The organism is Paenibacillus catalpae, from assembly GCF_900112695.1.
GTDB lineage: Bacteria > Bacillota > Bacilli > Paenibacillales > Paenibacillaceae > Pristimantibacillus > Pristimantibacillus catalpae.
This window is the reverse complement of the sequence record NZ_FOMT01000003.1, coordinates 321,258-338,271: the sequence shown is the minus strand read 5'-3', so window position 1 is coordinate 338,271 and position 17,014 is coordinate 321,258. Positions and strand designations below refer to the sequence as shown.

The following is a 17,014-nucleotide window of genomic DNA, read 5'->3' as shown; positions in this document are numbered from 1 at the left end:
CCTTTCATAAACTCATACGGAATGAGGAATAGTATTGGAGTAATCGGCCAAATCAACGTAAATATGGAAATGGAGGATAGATTAAAATGTCTGGTAATGATACAAACGGCACTAATGCGACCGGCGCAGGCGGTGCAACCGATAACCGCAAAGGGGCCGGCGAAACCGATAGGACGCTGACAACAAGACAAGGCCATCCGGTATCCAACAATCAGAATACAAGAACCGTTGGCAACCGCGGTCCCGCGACGCTCGAAAACTACCAGTTTATCGAGAAGATCACCCACTTCGACCGGGAACGTATTCCTGAGCGTGTCGTGCATGCCCGCGGTGCAGGCGCACATGGTTATTTCGAGGCTTATGGTACGTTTGGCAATGAGCCGATCGGCAATTATACAAGAGCCAAGCTGTTCCAGGAAAAAGGCAAGCAGACCCCTGTCTTTGTCCGCTTCTCCAGTGTTATCCACGGCGGGCATTCGCCGGAGACTCTCCGAGATCCTCGCGGCTTCGCAACCAAGTTTTACACCGAGGACGGCAACTGGGATCTGGTCGGCAATAACCTGAAGATCTTCTTCATCCGGGATGCGATGAAGTTCCCTGATATGGTTCATGCCTTCAAGCCCGATCCGGTCACGAACCTTCAATCGATGGAGCGCTTCTTCGACTTTGTCTCGAATACGCCGGAGGCGACGCATATGATTACGTTCCTGTTCTCGCCATGGGGCATACCGGCTAACTACCGTCAGATGCAAGGCTCCGGTGTGAATACATACAAATGGGTGAACGCAAAGGGTGAAGCGGTGCTGGTCAAATATCACTGGGATCCGCAGCAAGGCGTCAAAAACCTGACTCAATCCGAAGCGGAAGAGATTCAGGCGAAGAACTTCAACCATGCTACACAGGATCTGTATGAGGCCATTGAACGGGGAGATTATCCTTCCTGGGAGCTGAAGGTCCAAATCATGGAGGATGGGGAGCATCCGGAGCTTGATTTCGATCCGCTCGACGATACCAAGCTGTGGGATGAAGACAAATTCCCAATGGTGCCGGTCGGCAAGATGGTGCTGAATAAAAATCCGGAGAACTATTTTGCAGAAGTGGAGCAAGCGGCATTCGGCACAGGCGTACTGGTCGACGGACTTGATTTCTCGGATGACAAAATGCTGCAAGGCCGCACCTTATCTTATTCCGACACCCAGCGTTACCGCGTTGGCTCGAACTACCTGCAGCTGCCGATTAATGCGCCGAAGAAACGGGTGACCACCAATCAGCGCGACGGCCAGATGGCTTTCTATGTCGATGTTGCGCCCGGACAAAATCCGCATATCAACTACGAGCCTTCTAGCCTGAACGGACTTGTAGAGGCTGAAGCCTCCGGCCAGCCGCATGAACCGCATTATGATGCAGAGCTGGTTAGACAGACAATCGACCGGACCAATGATTTTGGCCAGGCGGGCGATACGTTCCGGAAGCTGGAGCAGTGGGAGCGTGACGAGCTCATTCACAATCTGGGGGATGCATTGTCGACCTGCGCGCCTGTCATCCAGGAGAAGATGCTAGCGAATCTGACGCAGGCAGATCCGGAATACGGCCGTCTTGTCGCCGAAGCCATTAAGAAGTCTGCCGCGATGAAATCCGATCACGAGGGCACATTCCCTGCGCGCGAAGGTATGGAAATAGCCGAAGAGCTTGGGCACAAAACGGACGGTTATTGAGGAAACAAAAAAAGGGCCCGCTTGCGGAAGCGGGCCTGTCCTAGAAATGGTATCAACTGTGGGGTTGATGCATATGATTGTATCGAATAAACCTTAGTCTAAGATTAAAGAACTTTGTCGAAATTGAAACAAAGTGATTACAAAGTAAATCCCCCGCACCTTATAGAAAGGAGCGGGGAAAATGGAATAGCCCGTATCGAGTATGGGATGGTTAGATTTGCAACTCCCCAAGCTTGATCAGCTCGACAACCGCTTGCGAACGACCTTTAACGTTCAATTTTTGCATGACATTAGAGATATGGTTGCGGACGGTTTTCTCGCTGATAAATAATTGCTGCGCAATATCTCTAGTAGTCTTATCCTGCACCAGCAGCTCAAATACCTCGCGTTCACGATGCGTTAATAAAAACTTGCTCTTATGGTCGCTACCCTTCAAGTTTGTCACCCCTCCTTGCTCGGGTTTTTATGGTTTAACAAGGTTAAGGGATACAGTCAAATTATTGTATGAATTGGCTATAGCAATGGTGCTGTATGTAGGGAAAATGGGCGCTTATAATAAAAGGAGGGCTGTCTTAAGGTCATTACGACCTTTGGGACAGCCCTCCTTTCTTATGCCTGTTTATTGCCCGCGATTAACGGTGATCGTAAATATACGGAGTGGTATGCTTACTCGAATTTAACTTTGTCGCATTAGCCGGGAAGATGCGCTCGACCATCGCGTTAAATTCGGATACAAAGCCTTGAATCGGGTGACCAAGTCGTACATCGCCCATATAGCTGTTCATGCGGTTCACAAAATCCGGGTTTGCGGATACATAAACATTTTGAACCGTTGGATGAAGACGCTTCACTTCTGCAGCGATATCACTCTTGATTTGATCGGTCAGACGGCTTTCGCCGGTATCGGTAGTGCTCAGGCCGCGAATGCCGTTATTGTCGTGTCCGCCCATCGTACCGTTCATGCCATACGTGCCGTTCATGCCGTTCATGCCGTATTTCCCGTTAGAGCCGTACGTTCCGTTCATGTGACGGTTCGCATCGGTAATCGGGCTGCTCAAATTCGTGCGGCTGTAGCTTTTTGCACTAAGGCCGCGTGTATGATCTTCGAAAGATACGGCAACATAAGCATTATTATCGGTCAGCATGACGTTCGCGGTCTTAACCGTATTCATAGCTACAAGCCGCTTCGCGATTTCATCGCTCATTTCCATCTTATAATTTTTATGACTGCCGACAATGTTATTGCTGTTGAGACGGCGGCCATTGACGCGGTTCATTTCGTTCATTTGATCATTCGCGAAACGCTTGTCGTTCAATGCACCCGGAGCCGCCATATTACGGATCATGTTTCCGTTAGCATCGTATCGCACACTGTTCGGACGGATGTTCTTGTTGCCGATATCCCCCTGATTCGCTGCGCATCCCGCTAACGTCGTTGCTAAAGCCACACTTGCTGTAAGAAGAATGAATTTGTTTTTCATGAACTGGCCACTCCTCCATTCGTTTGGTTAGGCTTTGACCCGTCACTTATTGTGCTCGGATACGAGGAACCTATCCAATATGCCGCTTGACAAATCCGCTCCATTTCAGTAATTTAATATCAAGTATTAGAACCAGGTACTAATAAAGAAAATAGAGGAGCTGTTTACCATGGAAAAGCAGTTGCACTCCAATGCAGCAATTACAGCCATCGGCACTTATACACCTGACAAAATTTTATCGAACGTTGATTTGGAACACATCGTTGAGACTTCCGATGAATGGATCGTGCAGCGTACCGGAATCCGTGAACGCCGCATTGCAGCAGACGATCAGTTCACAAGTGACTTATGTATTCGGGCAATTCGAAATATGCAGGAACGGTATGGGGTTAACCTTGAGGATGTCGACTACATTATTGTTGCCACTTCTACGCCGGATAATGTGATCCCAAGCGTTGCCGCTCAAGTGCAGGCCGCACTAGGCATCACGCATTGCGGAGCGATTGATATTCAGGCAGCCTGCGCCGGCTTTACTTCCGCGATTCAATTGGCGAATGGTTTGCTCCTCTCCGGTGTTTACCGTAAGATTCTTGTCATTGGCGGAGAAACCTTGTCCAAGGTAACGAACTACGAGGACCGTACGACCTGCATCCTGTTTGGCGACGGGGCTGGCGCCATATTGATGGAGGCGGGAGCCACAGGCGATATTCTGGCGGTCTCTGCCCAAACAGACGGCGCAGGCGGACATCATGTCTACCGGAGCGGCTTGTCCCCTGTCATTAACGCTGCAGATATAGATACAACCAGCCGCATTGTACAAAATGGCCGGGAAGTATACAAATGGGCGCTTACCCATGTATCTGAGGGAATTACCGGATTATTGCAAGACAGCGGTTATACTCCGTCCAGTATTAACTGGTTCGTTCCGCACAACGCGAATCAGCGGATCATTGACGCGTTATGCGAACGGACCGGCATAAGCGAGCAGCAGGCTTTGTCGAGCATTGAGCATTACGGCAATACATCTGCAGCATCCATTCCGCTTGCTCTTGATGCCGCTGTCCGTGACGGCCGTGTGTTGCCCGGACATTTGCTGCTGCTCTATGGTTTTGGCGGCGGATTAACCCAGTCCGGCGTTCTGCTCCGCTGGTCCATCTAATGGAGCCGGAAATGGTGGGGGGGCCGGAGTAGGGAATAAGATCGACAGCATCGCATGAAGGCGGTTCGCATACGTATGATCCCGGAACGCCCTGTACATGCCGCGAAGGGCGATTTGTTTCCTCTCATCCTCGTGCTTCAGGTAATACTCCATCTTCTCCACCAGCTCGGCCGGCGAGGAATACGTGACGATCTCCACCCCAGGCGTGAAAAACGAAGCGAGATCGTCGCGGCTGTCGCATACCTGGAGAACAGCGCAAGCTGCAATCTCGAACGTACGCGGATTTGGCGAGACCGCCGTTAATCCGATTCTGTTGCTGTTATACAGGGCATCATCATGGGCCCGATGCATATTAATAACGATTTTGGAAGCATTATAAGTGAGAGCCGTGTCTGTCGGCCCCATCCAGTGATTCAGCTTGATTTTGGAGCGGAGAAGATCATATTTGGTTAATCGGTCCCACCATATGCCGGATATTAATGTGTTTTTCCCCGCCAAATAAGGAGTTAATTCATTGAAATAGTTAACCCTGTTCAAGTAGGCAGAACCAATAAACGTAATTTCCTTATGGCTGGAGCGGTCGGGATTGGTCGGGCGATATTGCGCGGGATGAAAGCAGAAAGGGAGATAATGGACGTTCTGACAGCCAAGCTGTTTATAATAGTCCACTGCATTTCTCTCCAGCGTGAACACCGTGTCATAATGCGGGACGATGGAAGTTGTAATGTCCATATAATAAGGATCATCGGTGAGCCAAATCGCTGTACGGATGCCGTTATTCCTAAGAGCCGCAATCTGCCCGACATCAAACTGCAGCCCGTCAAGCACAATAACCATATCCGGCCGGTCAGCAATCGCAAGCTCCGCCACCGGCTGCGTGCCGTTCACGACCGTTAACCGCTGTACTAGGGAAGCTAAGGTCTCCTTTACGGCTTCATCAATAGGGGAATAAGGAAAGCCTTTGCCCGTTTCCACGTACATCACGTGGATTGGCCATACTTTATTGACCTGCGGAATACGGCTGATCGCCTCATCGCATAGCCCATACCAGTATCCATGCTCCCATCCCATTTGGTAACCTGCCGCTCGTCCAGCCTCCTCATCAGTCTTCCTTTTGAGTCCTGGCGCCATATTCGTCACTCCTACTTCAATAAATTCAATAACACAGCCATTCGCGTAGTCATCGTATGATCGCGCAAAGTCCGGTACATCCCTCTCATCGCAATACGGAGCCGTTCTTCCTCATGGGATAAATAATAATCAATCTTCTCCACCAGCTCCTGTGCGCCGTTGTAAGTCTCAATCTCGTAGCCTGGACGGTACTGGGTCATAAGATCATCCCGAATATCCGTTAGTTGCAGCGTTGCGCAGGCCGATACATCATACGTCCTTGGATTGATCGACAGTCCCGGCATTTGGGCATCAATCTGATTGTCTTTCCCGGGTACGTCTGTACGATGCAGATTAATCACAATCTTGGAGCCGTTATAATAATGGGCGGCTGCTTCAGGTGTAATGCCGTCCAAATGGATATAAGGCTTGAGCAGCGAATAACGCTGCAGACGATCCCAATGCCCCCCGGCAATAAACAGCTTCCGGCGGGACAGTTGCTCGGCAATGGAATCGATCAGCTCTACCCGGTTCCAGAAGGCTACTCCTATAAAACAAACCTCATATTGATATTGCTTTTCTGCCCGAAACGGCCGGAATACGGCGTCATTCACCGCGAGCGGCAAATGAAACACCTGCGGGCAGCCTTGCTGCTGATACAGCTCTACCGTGCCTCGTTCATGGGTTAACACAACATCATAATGCGGTGCGATTTGCACGGTGTGAGCCGTCATATACGGGTCATCCACAAACCAGATGACCGTCTTGATCCCGAGTGCTCGGATTGCATCTATTTGTTCCAGATGATCCGGCGGGAAGGTGTAAAGTCCGTTCAGTACAAGCATGATATCCGGTTGAATGGCTGCAGCCTGCTGGAGCAAACCTTCCTGCGAACCCAGATGCACCTCGCTGACACATCTCTGCAGCGCCTGGACAATACCGGAATCAATCGATTCAAAACCTAAGGACCCTTGCGGAATATAGAGTACACGCAGTGGCATGAGCTCCGGCATCGGAGCTACGGGAGACGACTTTACCCATTCGCAGGCTCCATCCCGCCATCCTGCATGAAATCCGGCTGAATAACCATGCTGCCTGCCCTGTTGGAAGGAAGCTGCTGCCGTATCCAAAGTTCCCACTCACCTGCCCGCTTCTCGTCGTTATACAAAAAAAGCCTTAATCCTGATTTGTCCATCCCGGGCATGAACAAGGCAGATCTAAGACCTCTATCGTAAGTTGCAATTAAACCTGCGTCTCATAGGCAATCTGGTGCCCGTCTTCGAAGCCTTTGGCAAATCCGGCGTTATAACCGTCATTATAGGTCTGGTTAAAACCGTCATCATAGCTGACGGGATCAAAGCTTGCGCTTTTTCTTCTTCTTTTTCTGACCGATGACTTCCGGCGGCTCATCGCGCCTTTGCCTGACTTCTTGCTTGTCGTCTTTCGTGCTCCGCTCAATTTGCGTTTGGTACGGACATGAGGCTTGCGTTTGGTTTTTCGTTTGGCTGCAGAAGCAATCTTCTTTTTCATATCAAACGCCTCCTTCGCAATGACGTCTTTATCTTGAGGTTTCTGATAATTCTTGCATTAAGCCATGGACCGCCGGGGCTTCCATGCTTCATTGGCTTATGGCGCATGGTCAGCCCCGTTACGGATTCCGCTATATTCTTCTGCATGGATGTCAATAGTTTCACATTCTCGGCAATACTTCTGGCAAGCTCCGGGGAAGCCTCCGATATGCCGGCTATACTATCCAGAATGCGGGCAAGGGCGGTTTGGCTTCTGGCGAGGGAAGAGAGAAGCTGCAGCTTCACTTCCTGTTCTCTTTGCGTGATCGTATTCAATTCATATCACCCATGCCGAACAGCATCTCTTCGTCATCCCCGTCATCATCGCCTCCGCCATCATTTGATCTAGGCAATACGGATTTCATAACGGAGAGAATCCCTTGGCTCATTTTGTTCACGCCGTCCAATACTTCGATAACCTGTTCGTTGATTTGGGCAGTCTGTTTGATCTGCGTCTGATCGCCAAGGAAGGATGCCGCTGTGATATGATTGCATATCCAATGGCGCGCTTTTTCTGCTTCTTCGGCTTTGGCCTCCAGCATCATCGCAATATTCCACTGCATATTGGCTGTTGCGCCAAGCATGCGTCGATAAGCCTGCTCCCTATTCATGACAAACATCCTCCTTCCGGCCGTTCACTCTTCTTCCTCGAGGCGTAGTTCGCGAACGGTAAACGTCAGCTGTGCTGCAAGGGTCTCTTGCAATTCGGCAATCGTGTTCAAATAAGAAACAATTCCCCCAAGCAGGGATTGCGTGTTCGTGAGCAGCCCTTCCGTGCCCCCGAAGTTCGGATTGTTGTCGGGAATGGCCTTTACAACCTCAGCCATTCTTACAACAACATGGCGCTTCGAATCGATCATACGAGCCATTTGATTATGGGAATGAGATAAATGTTCAATAATTTCGTTTACGATCTGCTGCAACACAAATCCCTCCTCTGCAGCCAAAAACATCTCTGTTCAGTTGTCGTCATACCAGCATATGCATCATCGAAAACGGGTGATACTTGCAGCAGGAAAGCCAAAGCTTATAAAGCCTGACGAAGTTTGACCGGAGGAATAAGAGGCAGCCCTTCCGGCATTGCCTGCAGCTGTTCCACCGTCAGCGGATATTTGGCCCTCTCATGCAAGTACCAGGCGACAGACGCCGCTTCGGTAATAATCTTCCGCTTCGTGCCATTCTGCAGATAATACAGGAAGCCGTCCAGCCCGCTTGCGATCTGACCATGCAATGGCGCGCCATTGTGAACGGAATGCAGCGAATGCCATTTGGATACCGCTTCTCCGGCAGCAAGAGCATCGCCAATCGGCCAGCTGCGGATCAGAATTTGCGGCAGACGTATAACCGGTCCGGACCACTCGCCTTCAATCGGACGTTTAACCCCATTTTCGATCCAATAGGCTTGCGCTCCAATTCCCTTCACAACAACACCTTCCGGGTAAAAGGCTGTTTCTCCCTTTGCGGCAAGTGCAGGGATATGAGGCTCGCTTGCACGAACCTGATGAATCCATGCGTACGGGTTATTCCATTTGGTCATATAATAAACCATATTCCGGGTGGTCACCTGTTCCAGCTGATCTCCCAGCGCTTTGATGCTGACGCTTCCGAAATGATGAATAAAACAATCTCTTGCAATAACAAGGGAGTAGCCGAGCAGCCTGGTCCGAATATTATAATCATCATCTTCGTAGTTCCCGAATTCGAACCCTTCATCCAGGAACCCGATTTGCTCCCACAGCTCCCTGCGGAACAAGAGGCAGAAGCCCGGCAGCCTGTCTGTTCTTTCCCAGCGCTTTGGATCGGAAATATTGTTTAGTCTGGCGAATTCAGGCATATCCTCGATACTCTCATAAGGCACTTTAATCTGCTGATCACCGCTAATATAATTGGTGACAGGACCTACCATTCCAATCTTAGGATCGCTGTGCAGACAGATCAGCAAATTGCCAAGCCAGTTATCCGTCATTAAGGTATCGTTATTGAGGATGACCATCGTAGTCCCTTTGGCCATCATCAGACCCATATTCACTGCGCCGGCAAAGCCGTAATTCTGATCCAGCACCCGGTAACGCACTTGACCGTCCAGCTGCTCCAAATATTCGGCTGTTCCGTCTGTGGATGCGTTATCGATGACAATAATCTCATGAGGCTGCTCCGTATTATCCATAATGCTGTCGATGCAGCCTCTTAAATACTCCACTTGATTGTAACTCGGGATAATAATGCTCGTTCCTTCGAACAGAGAATGATAGCTGCTCTGACCGGCCTGTAGTCCCTGATTGTATCCCGCTTGCAAACCGGCCTGATAGTTGGCCGATCTCCTGCCCTCTTGCGATGGCGCGAGCTTGAGACGACGGATGCCCCGCGGTTTGCGTCTCACTCATAATCTCTCCCGTCTAGTATTCTATATCCCAATATCGGGCGGATGCTTCCTTCAGTGACTCGAATGTCCCCGCATCCATCCACCAGCCGGACAACGTCCGGTAGGTTAAGAGACCGGCAGCAGCGTACAGATTATTCAAATCCGTAATCTCAAGCTCACCTCTGCTTGAAGGGCTGATATTCTCGATCCGCTGGAAGACATCGGAACTATACATATATAAACCGGTAACCGATAGATTCGATTGCGGCTTTTCAGGCTTCTCTACAATGTGTTTAATCGCACCGTTTGGATGAAAGATTGGTATACCGTACCGGTGAGGATCGTCTACCTCCTTGAGAAGCACCATCGCTCCGTCTTGCTGCTGTTGAAATTCATGAATATAAGGAGTCAAATCCTCTTCGAATAAATTGTCACCCAGAAGAACAAGGAACTTCTCCCCATCAGCAATAAACGGTCTTGCCAGCTGCAAGGCATCCGCAATGCCACCGGCTCCTTCCTGAATCCGGTAGGCAAGCGACACCGCCATCTCTTCACCGCTGCCGAAATATTGAATAAACATTCCTGCAGACTGGCGGTTAGTAGTGATTAGAATTTCCTTTATTCCTGCTTTACGCAAGGTTTGAATCCCGTGATGGATCATCGGATGTCTGCCGATTGGCAGCATATGCTTATTGATATAAGAAGTTAATGGCATTAGCCGCGAACCGGTTCCACCTGCCAATATTACAGCTTTCATCGTGCAATCCTCCTAACCATGTGCAGACTTACAAGGCCATCTCGCGCTTACGCAGCCGATCCTCGAACCCGCCCCGTTCATCTGTGCATGACAGCAGCCAATAGATCGCCTCCAAATGATCGCCTAGAATTAACCGTTCGAGCGGATTTTTCTTCTCCCGCTCTGGCCGGGGTTTATTTATTTTGCCGACATTAACGGTGTGTACCGCGCTTACCTTAAGCCCCTGTTTCACAGTCATCGCATGAGCCAGCGGAGGAACAGACAAGGCTGAAGCCCCTATCGTATCCAGACATCTGCGGCTAATCGCATGCGGTACGGCGGTGAACGATATGCCCTTCAGATCGGGTCTTTGAAGAATAACATTCAAGGCATGTTTGGCCAGTACAACACTATGAACCTTTGCCTTACGGACAGGACCGGAATAGTTGTTTAATGCCGCGTCTACCCCTTTTTCTCTCACGGCGTGAATGTAGGGGCGTAATTGAGAAGCTGATATAACCATATCTCCATCTATAAAGAGCAGTACCTCTCCTCTGGCCTCTAGTGCCCCTATCGTCCTGCCTACGTCATGACCAAGAGGCTTATCATATTGCAGCACTCTAGCTCCCATCTTTCTAGCAATTGCAATTGAACCATCCGTTGAACCATTGGCAACAACAATGACTTCTGTCCGGGGATGTACTTTTGCAGCTTCGCGAATCACGCGCCCGATGGTCGATTTTTCGTTCATAACAGGGATAATCACCGATACGACCGGATTAGGATGAGGCTTGAAAGAAGCGGGGATCCCGTACTCCGTCGATCGGCCACCGGCCCGGCTGCCTATCAATCGCTCCGCGCGTTTCATCCACTGAATCACCTCAGTTTACGCCTATTAAAATGTGAAAGAAGATTTGATGTACATCACATAGTATGTATGCAGACTGCTGGCGCAACGGCATTTGTACAACTTCCAAGACGTCTGTCCCGCTCCAAATAAAAAAGAGGATAGGAGCGTATACTTGCGCTCCCAATCCCCTATTGAAACTATGAATTTTACCGGCCAATGGCTATCCAGTTCATATAACCCTCCGGTTCAAATGAACCTCTGGAACGGACAATGTTGAGAATGGCACTGCCCGTAGATTTGCTAAAGACGGAAACATAACATTCCGGGTTATCGCAAATGGCGGTAACAACATAATTTGAATTGCTGAACGGCTCGTCGAACGTAATCTCGATCTCCAGCTGTTTTCCTTTTTTGAAGAACGAATACGGAGCCAGCCCAAACTGCTGAATGACCTGACCGGATCCGGTAGAGCGGATGAAGGAAGGCTCTGGCTCTGCTTCCACTTCCGCCTGCTCTATAGCCGGCTCCTCGGTTTCGGCCGGGAATAAGGCAGACACAAGCTCCGGTGCCAATTTATCCATCGTGATAGACTCGGATGCTACATGCCAGCCGCATACACTGCCTTCTGCAAGCTTCTCTCTTGTTACGCTCTCATCAGCCAGCTTCTCGCTCGTCACACTTTCATCGACCAGTTTATCTGTTGTGATGATCTCGTCGGCAAGCTTCTCGGCGGTGATGCTGTAATCGGCCAGCTTCTCACTCGTTACACTGCTGCCCGCCAGCTTCTCCGTTGTAATGCTTCCGGATGCCAGCTTATCGCCGGTTACACTTTCACCAGCCAGCTTACCGCTTGTGATGCTGTAATCGGCTAGTTTCTCACTCGTTACACTGCCGCCCGCGAGCTTACTGGTGGTAATGCTTTCGCTTGCTAGTTTATCCGATGTGACACTCTCGAACGCCAGCTTCCCGGCGGTTATGCTATCGTCGGCAAGCTTGTGAGTTGTAATACTGTTGTCGGCAAGCTTCTCAGCGGTTACACTTTCATCGGCAAGCTTGCTGCTGGTCACCGCAAGGTCAGCCAGCTTCAAGGTCGTGATGCTTTCGCCTGCCAGCTTCTCTGCGGTTACACTTTCATCTAGCAGTTTACGGCTCGTAATGCTGTCATCGGCAAGCTTCTCGGTTGTGACACTTTCATCAGCGAGTTTACTGCCGGTTATGCTCTCTACCGCCAGCTTATCAGCTGTAATACTTCCTGCTGACAGCTTCTCGCTTGTAATGCTTAGGTCAGCCAGCTTGCTTCCTGTTACAGCCTGATCGGCAAGTTTGGCGGTAATCACACTTTCGTTAGCAAGCTTCTCGGAGGTGACACTTTCATCAATAAGCTTGCGGCTTGAGATACTATAATCGACCAGCTTCCCGGTTGAGACACTCTCATCGGCAAGCTTGCTGCCGGTGACAGCCAGGTCGGCCAGCTTGCTCGTGATGACATTTCCGTCCGCGAGCTTCTCGGAGGTGACACTTTCACCAGCCAACTTGCGGCTCGTGATACTGTCATCGGCAAGCTTCTCTGTCGTCACGCTTTCATCGGCAAGCTTGCGTCTGGTTACACTCTCTGTCGCAAGCTTATCGGCTGTGACACTTCCTGCTGACAGCTTCTCCGTTGTAATGCTCTCGCCCGCCAGCTTGCTGCCAGTGACAGCCAGGTCGGCCAGCTTCATGCTTGTTACGCTTTCGTCAGCAAGCTTATCGCTGGTCACACTTTCATCAACCAGCTTCCGGGTTGTAATACTATCATCGGCAAGCTTCTCGGAGGTTACGCTCTCGTCAGCCAGCTTGCTGCCCGTTACTGCCTGATTGGCCAACTTAACGGCGGTGATGCTGTCATCAGCGAGCTTATCGGCGGTCACACTTTCATCAACCAGCTTCCGGGTAGTGATACTATCGTCGGCAAGCTTCTCGGTTATGACGCTTTCGTCGGCAAGCTTGCGGCCCGTCACGCTCTCGTCAAGAAGCTTCTCGGAGGAGATGCTTTCATCGGCAAGCTTGCTGCTTGTAATACTTCCATCCGCCAGCTTGTCGCCTGTGATACTCTCCCCCGCAAGCTTGCTGCCTGTAATGCTGCCGTCCGCGAATTTCCCGGTTGTGATAATTCCATCCGCCAGCTTGCGGCTAGTAATGCTCTCATCAGCAAGCTTATCGCCCGTAATGCTTCCGCCGGCAAGCTTGCTGCCTGTGACGCTTTCCGGAGTCAGCTTATCACCTGTAATGCTCTCAAATGCAAGCTTGCTGCCTGTCATGCTTCCATCTGCAAGCTTGCCGGCCGTAATGCTGTTATCAGCCAGCTTATCGCTTGTCACGCTGCCTGCTGCAAGCTTGCTGCTTGTGATGCTCTCGCCTGCCAGCTTATCGCTCGTAACGCTCTCGAATGCCAGCTTGCTGCCCGTAATGCTTCCATCCGCAAGCTTTCCTGTCGTCACACTGTCATCGGCAAGTTTCTCTGTAGTTACACTTTCGCCAGCCAGCTTGCTCGTGATCACACTGCCATCCGCAAGCTTGGAGGAACCAATAATGCCTTCGGCCAGCTGTTCCTCTGCAATGTTTTTAGGCTTAAACTCATTCAGAACATCCGCACTCAAATGATCGAAGGAGACCGTTCCTTTGCGGAGATGATAGCTTAGAATCGAATCCGCCTTAATATGCTTGCTCGCGATGGTCTCAAGCCGCAGATGATCGCCGGATACCGTGTCGACCGCCAGCTTGGAGGAAGTCACCGCGCCGTTTTGCAGCTTGCTCTCATCCACGCTTCCAGGTGTCAGATGCTTATCCTGAATCGATTGCAGCTGGATATGACGGGTACTAACGGATAAGGATGCAAGCTTGGATTCCTGAACAGCCCCGTCTACGAGATGCTCTGTACCAACAATGTCATTTTGCAGCGCTTCTGCATTAACCGATCCGTCTTGAATGTGGACCTCTCCCACGCTAAGCGGAGCCAGCTTGGCTTCCGTGACCGCTTCATCCGATAAATGGACAGAACGGACACTGCCTTCGCCAATATGAATGCCAAGGACGGAATCACTCGCCAGATGACGGCTCAACACCGTTTCATTTCCGATATGGCTGGATTGGATAGCCGCTGTCGTCAGCTTGGAGGCGGTTATTGACTGGTTAGACAGAGCATCCGTGCCAACTGCGCCGCTGCGAATATGGTTAGCTTCGATAACGCTGTCCTTCAGATGCTCCGAACGAATCGAGAGCGGCTCGACATGATCCCCTTGAATTGATAAAGGACGGATTAACTCCGAATAGATCGATCCCTCCGCAAGTTTGCTTGCCGTAACGCTTCCGTCAGCCAGCTTGGAGGTTATTACGCTCGAATCCGTCAGCTTCTCGCTCGTGACCGAATCCTTGGACAGCTTGCTTGCCGTAACAGCCTGATCGGCAATATGGTCCGTATTCACAATGTCATACGACAGATTCATCTCGGTAACGGACTGATACCCCATATGCTCCGCAAGAATAGCTCCCGCCTGCAGATGCTCAGACGTAATCGCCCCCGTGCGAATTAGTTCTGAATGGATGGAATCGGCTGCAATATGATTTGAAAGCACGCTGCCATCAGCTAGCTTAGAGGATGTCACGCTGGCGTCCGCCAGCTTCTCGCTGGTTACTGATGTGGGAGCCAGCTTCCTGGTTGTGACCGACTGGTCAGACAGATGATCCGTCTTCACGCTGCTGCCCGACAAATGCTGCTCCGTCACCGCATCGCTTGCGAGATGAGCAGACTGTATAGCGCCGTCCTTCACATGCGCGCTGTCTATAGAGGAAGTCTGTACATGACCGCTGCGAATCGAAGATGACTGAATGGCATCGGAATTAACCGCACCCGGTGCAATATGCTGTTCATTCACACTGCCTTCGCCAAGCTTCGAAGCCGTTACGCTTGACCCGGCAAGCTTATCGGTTGTGACCGATTCCGGAGCAAGTTTCTGGGAGCCGATGCTATGATCAGCCAAATGATGCGGATGAACGGCATTCGGAGATAAGTTGAACTCGGTAATGGCTCCAAATGCGATCTTGCCGCTTGTAATGGAAAGATCCTGCACCGCATCCGTACCTACCGCCTGATTAGCAAAATGCTGCTTCTCAATGAGCTTTGGCTTCAGATGTTCACCGGAGATGGCTTCCGGTGATATGGCATCCTCCGTAACCGCACCTGCCGAGAAATGATAGGACCGGAGTGCTTCAGGCGCAATTTTCTGGAAAGTAATGATCTCGTTCTTCAGATGGCCGCTCTCGATAGATCCGGCAGCCAGCTTGGAGCTCTTAACCGCACCGTCGGCGATTTTCTTGTCGGTTACAGATTGATCCGCAAGCTGATGAGTACCTACGGCAGAGTCGCTCAGATGCTCGGTATTAATCGCTTGAGGCGCAATCTTCTCTCCTTTTACAGAACCGTCCTGCAGCTGCTCTCTGCCAACCGAACTGGACTGCAAATGCTGACGGGATACCACCTGATGAGCAATATGGCGCTGCTCAATTTGCCCGATGGCAATATGATCGGAAATAATGCTGCTGCGGCCGACATGCCGGGTTTGCACGGCTTCATTCGCCAGCTTGATCGAGATGACGCTTTGATCTGCAAGATGCTTGCTGCCGATTTGTCCGCCTACAATATGATCCCCCGTTACAGCCTCTTGCTGGAGATGTGTTGCATTAACGGCCCTTGGTGCGATCCGCTCGGCGTTTACGGATTGAGGTTGAAGGGCTCCGGTGCCTACCGCCCCTTCCGCCAGATGCTCTTGCGTGATGGCGTCTGGAGCCACGTGCTTCCCCAGGATAGCTCCTAGCGAGACATGCTCCGCCAGAAGCAGTCCTTGTTTCAGATGCACGGATTCAATCGTGTCCGAGGCGAGCTTGCTGCCGGTAATCGCTCCGTCACGCAGCTTGGAATGAGTAACGGAGGCTTCGCCAAGCTTCGAGTTGGTAATGGCTTCGTTGGCGATTTTTTCTGTGCGTACAGCGCTGTTCTGGATTTTATCCGATGAGATGGCATGATTGTCGATCAGCTCTTCTGTAATGAGAAAAGGCTGGAGATGCCTCGACGTAATCGAACCGTCCGAGATTTTGCTGGAGTCGATCGTCCGGTCGGCCAGCTTCTCGGATGTGATGCTGCCGTCCTCCAGCTTGCTGCCGTTAATGGAGGAATCAACGATTTTATCCCCCGTAATGGAACTGTTCGAGAGATGATCGCCCGTAATAGCAGAAGGTGAAACTTTATTTCCCGTTACCGCACCCGGGGCAAGATGAATGTTATTGACGGCATAATCGGCAATTGTGGAGGCATTGATGCTGCTTGGGCGCATTTTATCCGAGTCGACAGAATAAGGAGCAAGCTTGCTGCCGGTCACTGCACCGTCCACGATATCATCCGAATAAATAAACGGAAACGGCTTATACAGATCCTGCTTTTCCACCAGTTTATCGAGCTTCTGATCGTAGGTTGGCTCAGGTGTCGGCTCAGGTGTTGGCTCTTGCTTCAACTCTTTCGCCTGTTCTTGTTTCATTTCCGGCTTCCATTCTTGCTCCAGTGCCTGCTTCTGCTCTTGTTGCAGATTTGGCTTCTGCTCCGGCTCCGTCACGGGATCCGCATTATACGAAGTAATCTCCTCTATAAGCCGCTCTGTCTCAGCGCTGCTCACTTCAGCCGATGAGGAGGCATCGGCAATAAGGATCAATTCTTCCGTCAATGCAGGGATCAAAAACGTCTCCGCTTGAGGCGCCTTTTCGGCAGGAGCAATGGCATTAATAATGACCGGCCTGGTCTCTTCCGGCTTTGGCTGCGGGACAAGGCGGTTGTTAGATTGCACCGTATTCTTCTTGCGGTTTAATTCATCCAGCCACTTTAATTCCGAGGCATTTGGATTATCGACATAATAATTCGGCTTACGCCCTTTGGCGTTTTTCGACGATTTTCCTTTAGTCATTGACCTCTCCTTCTTTCTTCCTCCTCAAAGTTATTTCACTATATGC

14 protein-coding genes are annotated in these 17,014 nt (G+C 50.7%); 2 read left to right on the top strand and 12 right to left on the bottom strand.

The genetic code is table 11. From position 1 onward, the window contains the following. Positions 1-86: 86 nt before the first annotated feature. Positions 87-1,715 (top strand): catalase, encoded by a 1,629-nt coding sequence (locus BM200_RS15225; protein ID WP_091187006.1) that lies wholly within the window; start codon positions 87-89, stop codon positions 1,713-1,715. Positions 1,716-1,926: 211 nt separating this feature from the next. Here the strand turns inward: BM200_RS15225 and BM200_RS15220 are convergent, their stop codons facing one another. Further along, positions 1,927-2,151 carry a helix-turn-helix domain-containing protein gene (locus tag BM200_RS15220; protein ID WP_006040330.1) on the bottom strand — a complete coding sequence of 75 codons (225 nt, stop codon included), beginning with the start codon at positions 2,149-2,151 and terminating at the stop codon, positions 1,927-1,929. 196 nt (positions 2,152-2,347) lie between these two features. Beyond that, positions 2,348-3,196 (bottom strand): YhcN/YlaJ family sporulation lipoprotein, encoded by an 849-nt coding sequence (locus BM200_RS15215; protein ID WP_091187005.1) that lies wholly within the window; start codon positions 3,194-3,196, stop codon positions 2,348-2,350. 169 nt (positions 3,197-3,365) lie between these two features. On the opposite strand from BM200_RS15215, the gene BM200_RS15210 reads away from it, so the two are divergent. Next, positions 3,366-4,355: a ketoacyl-ACP synthase III gene (locus BM200_RS15210; RefSeq protein WP_091187004.1), complete on the top strand. Its 990-nt coding sequence runs from the start codon at positions 3,366-3,368 to the stop codon at positions 4,353-4,355. Here BM200_RS15210 and BM200_RS15205 read toward each other — a convergent pair. The 10 genes from BM200_RS15205 to BM200_RS15160 form a co-directional block, all read right to left on the bottom strand. Continuing rightward, complete coding sequence (locus BM200_RS15205; protein WP_091187001.1) at positions 4,317-5,486, bottom strand: CgeB family protein; 1,170 nt, start codon at positions 5,484-5,486, stop codon at positions 4,317-4,319. The genes BM200_RS15210 and BM200_RS15205 overlap by 39 nt on opposite strands. 11 nt (positions 5,487-5,497) lie before the next feature. Continuing rightward, positions 5,498-6,604 (bottom strand): CgeB family protein, encoded by a 1,107-nt coding sequence (locus tag BM200_RS15200; RefSeq protein ID WP_245773033.1) that lies wholly within the window; start codon positions 6,602-6,604, stop codon positions 5,498-5,500. A 103-nt stretch (positions 6,605-6,707) separates the two neighbouring features. After that, entirely contained in the window at positions 6,708-6,995 is a 288-nt protein-coding gene (locus tag BM200_RS15195; protein WP_091186997.1) for a hypothetical protein, read from the bottom strand. Further along, positions 6,992-7,309 (bottom strand): hypothetical protein, encoded by a 318-nt coding sequence (locus tag BM200_RS15190; RefSeq protein ID WP_091186996.1) that lies wholly within the window; start codon positions 7,307-7,309, stop codon positions 6,992-6,994. The genes BM200_RS15195 and BM200_RS15190 overlap by 4 nt, the downstream gene beginning before the upstream one ends. After that, positions 7,306-7,644, bottom strand: coding sequence for an alpha-helical endospore appendage domain-containing protein (locus BM200_RS15185; RefSeq protein WP_091186993.1), 339 nt, complete (start codon positions 7,642-7,644; stop codon positions 7,306-7,308). Before BM200_RS15185 ends, BM200_RS15190 begins: the two co-directional genes overlap by 4 nt. Before the next feature lie 24 nt (positions 7,645-7,668). Continuing rightward, entirely contained in the window at positions 7,669-7,959 is a 291-nt protein-coding gene (locus BM200_RS15180; RefSeq protein WP_245773032.1) for a nucleoside-diphosphate sugar epimerase, read from the bottom strand. Between the two features lie 101 nt (positions 7,960-8,060). Further along, positions 8,061-9,413 carry a glycosyltransferase family 2 protein gene (locus tag BM200_RS15175; RefSeq protein ID WP_091186988.1) on the bottom strand — a complete coding sequence of 451 codons (1,353 nt, stop codon included), beginning with the start codon at positions 9,411-9,413 and terminating at the stop codon, positions 8,061-8,063. 16 nt (positions 9,414-9,429) lie between these two features. Beyond that, a complete protein-coding gene (locus tag BM200_RS15170; RefSeq protein WP_091186986.1) occupies positions 9,430-10,152 on the bottom strand; it encodes a sugar phosphate nucleotidyltransferase in 723 nt (240 codons plus the stop codon). A 28-nt stretch (positions 10,153-10,180) separates the two neighbouring features. Next, a complete protein-coding gene (locus BM200_RS15165; RefSeq protein WP_281248385.1) occupies positions 10,181-11,011 on the bottom strand; it encodes a glycosyltransferase family 2 protein in 831 nt (276 codons plus the stop codon). Between the two features lie 176 nt (positions 11,012-11,187). Then, on the bottom strand, positions 11,188-16,968 hold the full coding sequence (locus BM200_RS15160; RefSeq protein ID WP_091186981.1) for a WIAG-tail domain: 5,781 nt from the start codon (positions 16,966-16,968) through the stop codon (positions 11,188-11,190). Between the last annotated feature and the right edge of the window lie 46 nt (positions 16,969-17,014).

Excerpts from the sequence above, each read along its gene's own strand:
- BM200_RS15225 (WP_091187006.1), top strand. The coding sequence starts at position 87 with ATGTCTGGTAATGATACAAACGGCACTAATGCGACCGGCGCAGGCGGT.
- BM200_RS15215 (WP_091187005.1), bottom strand. The coding sequence starts at position 3,196 with ATGAAAAACAAATTCATTCTTCTTACAGCAAGTGTGGCTTTAGCAACG.
- BM200_RS15210 (WP_091187004.1), top strand. The coding sequence starts at position 3,366 with ATGGAAAAGCAGTTGCACTCCAATGCAGCAATTACAGCCATCGGCACT.
- BM200_RS15205 (WP_091187001.1), bottom strand. The coding sequence starts at position 5,486 with ATGGCGCCAGGACTCAAAAGGAAGACTGATGAGGAGGCTGGACGAGCG.
- BM200_RS15195 (WP_091186997.1), bottom strand. The coding sequence starts at position 6,995 with ATGAAAAAGAAGATTGCTTCTGCAGCCAAACGAAAAACCAAACGCAAG.
- BM200_RS15185 (WP_091186993.1), bottom strand. The coding sequence starts at position 7,644 with ATGAATAGGGAGCAGGCTTATCGACGCATGCTTGGCGCAACAGCCAAT.
- BM200_RS15170 (WP_091186986.1), bottom strand. The coding sequence starts at position 10,152 with ATGAAAGCTGTAATATTGGCAGGTGGAACCGGTTCGCGGCTAATGCCA.
- BM200_RS15160 (WP_091186981.1), bottom strand. The coding sequence starts at position 16,968 with ATGACTAAAGGAAAATCGTCGAAAAACGCCAAAGGGCGTAAGCCGAAT.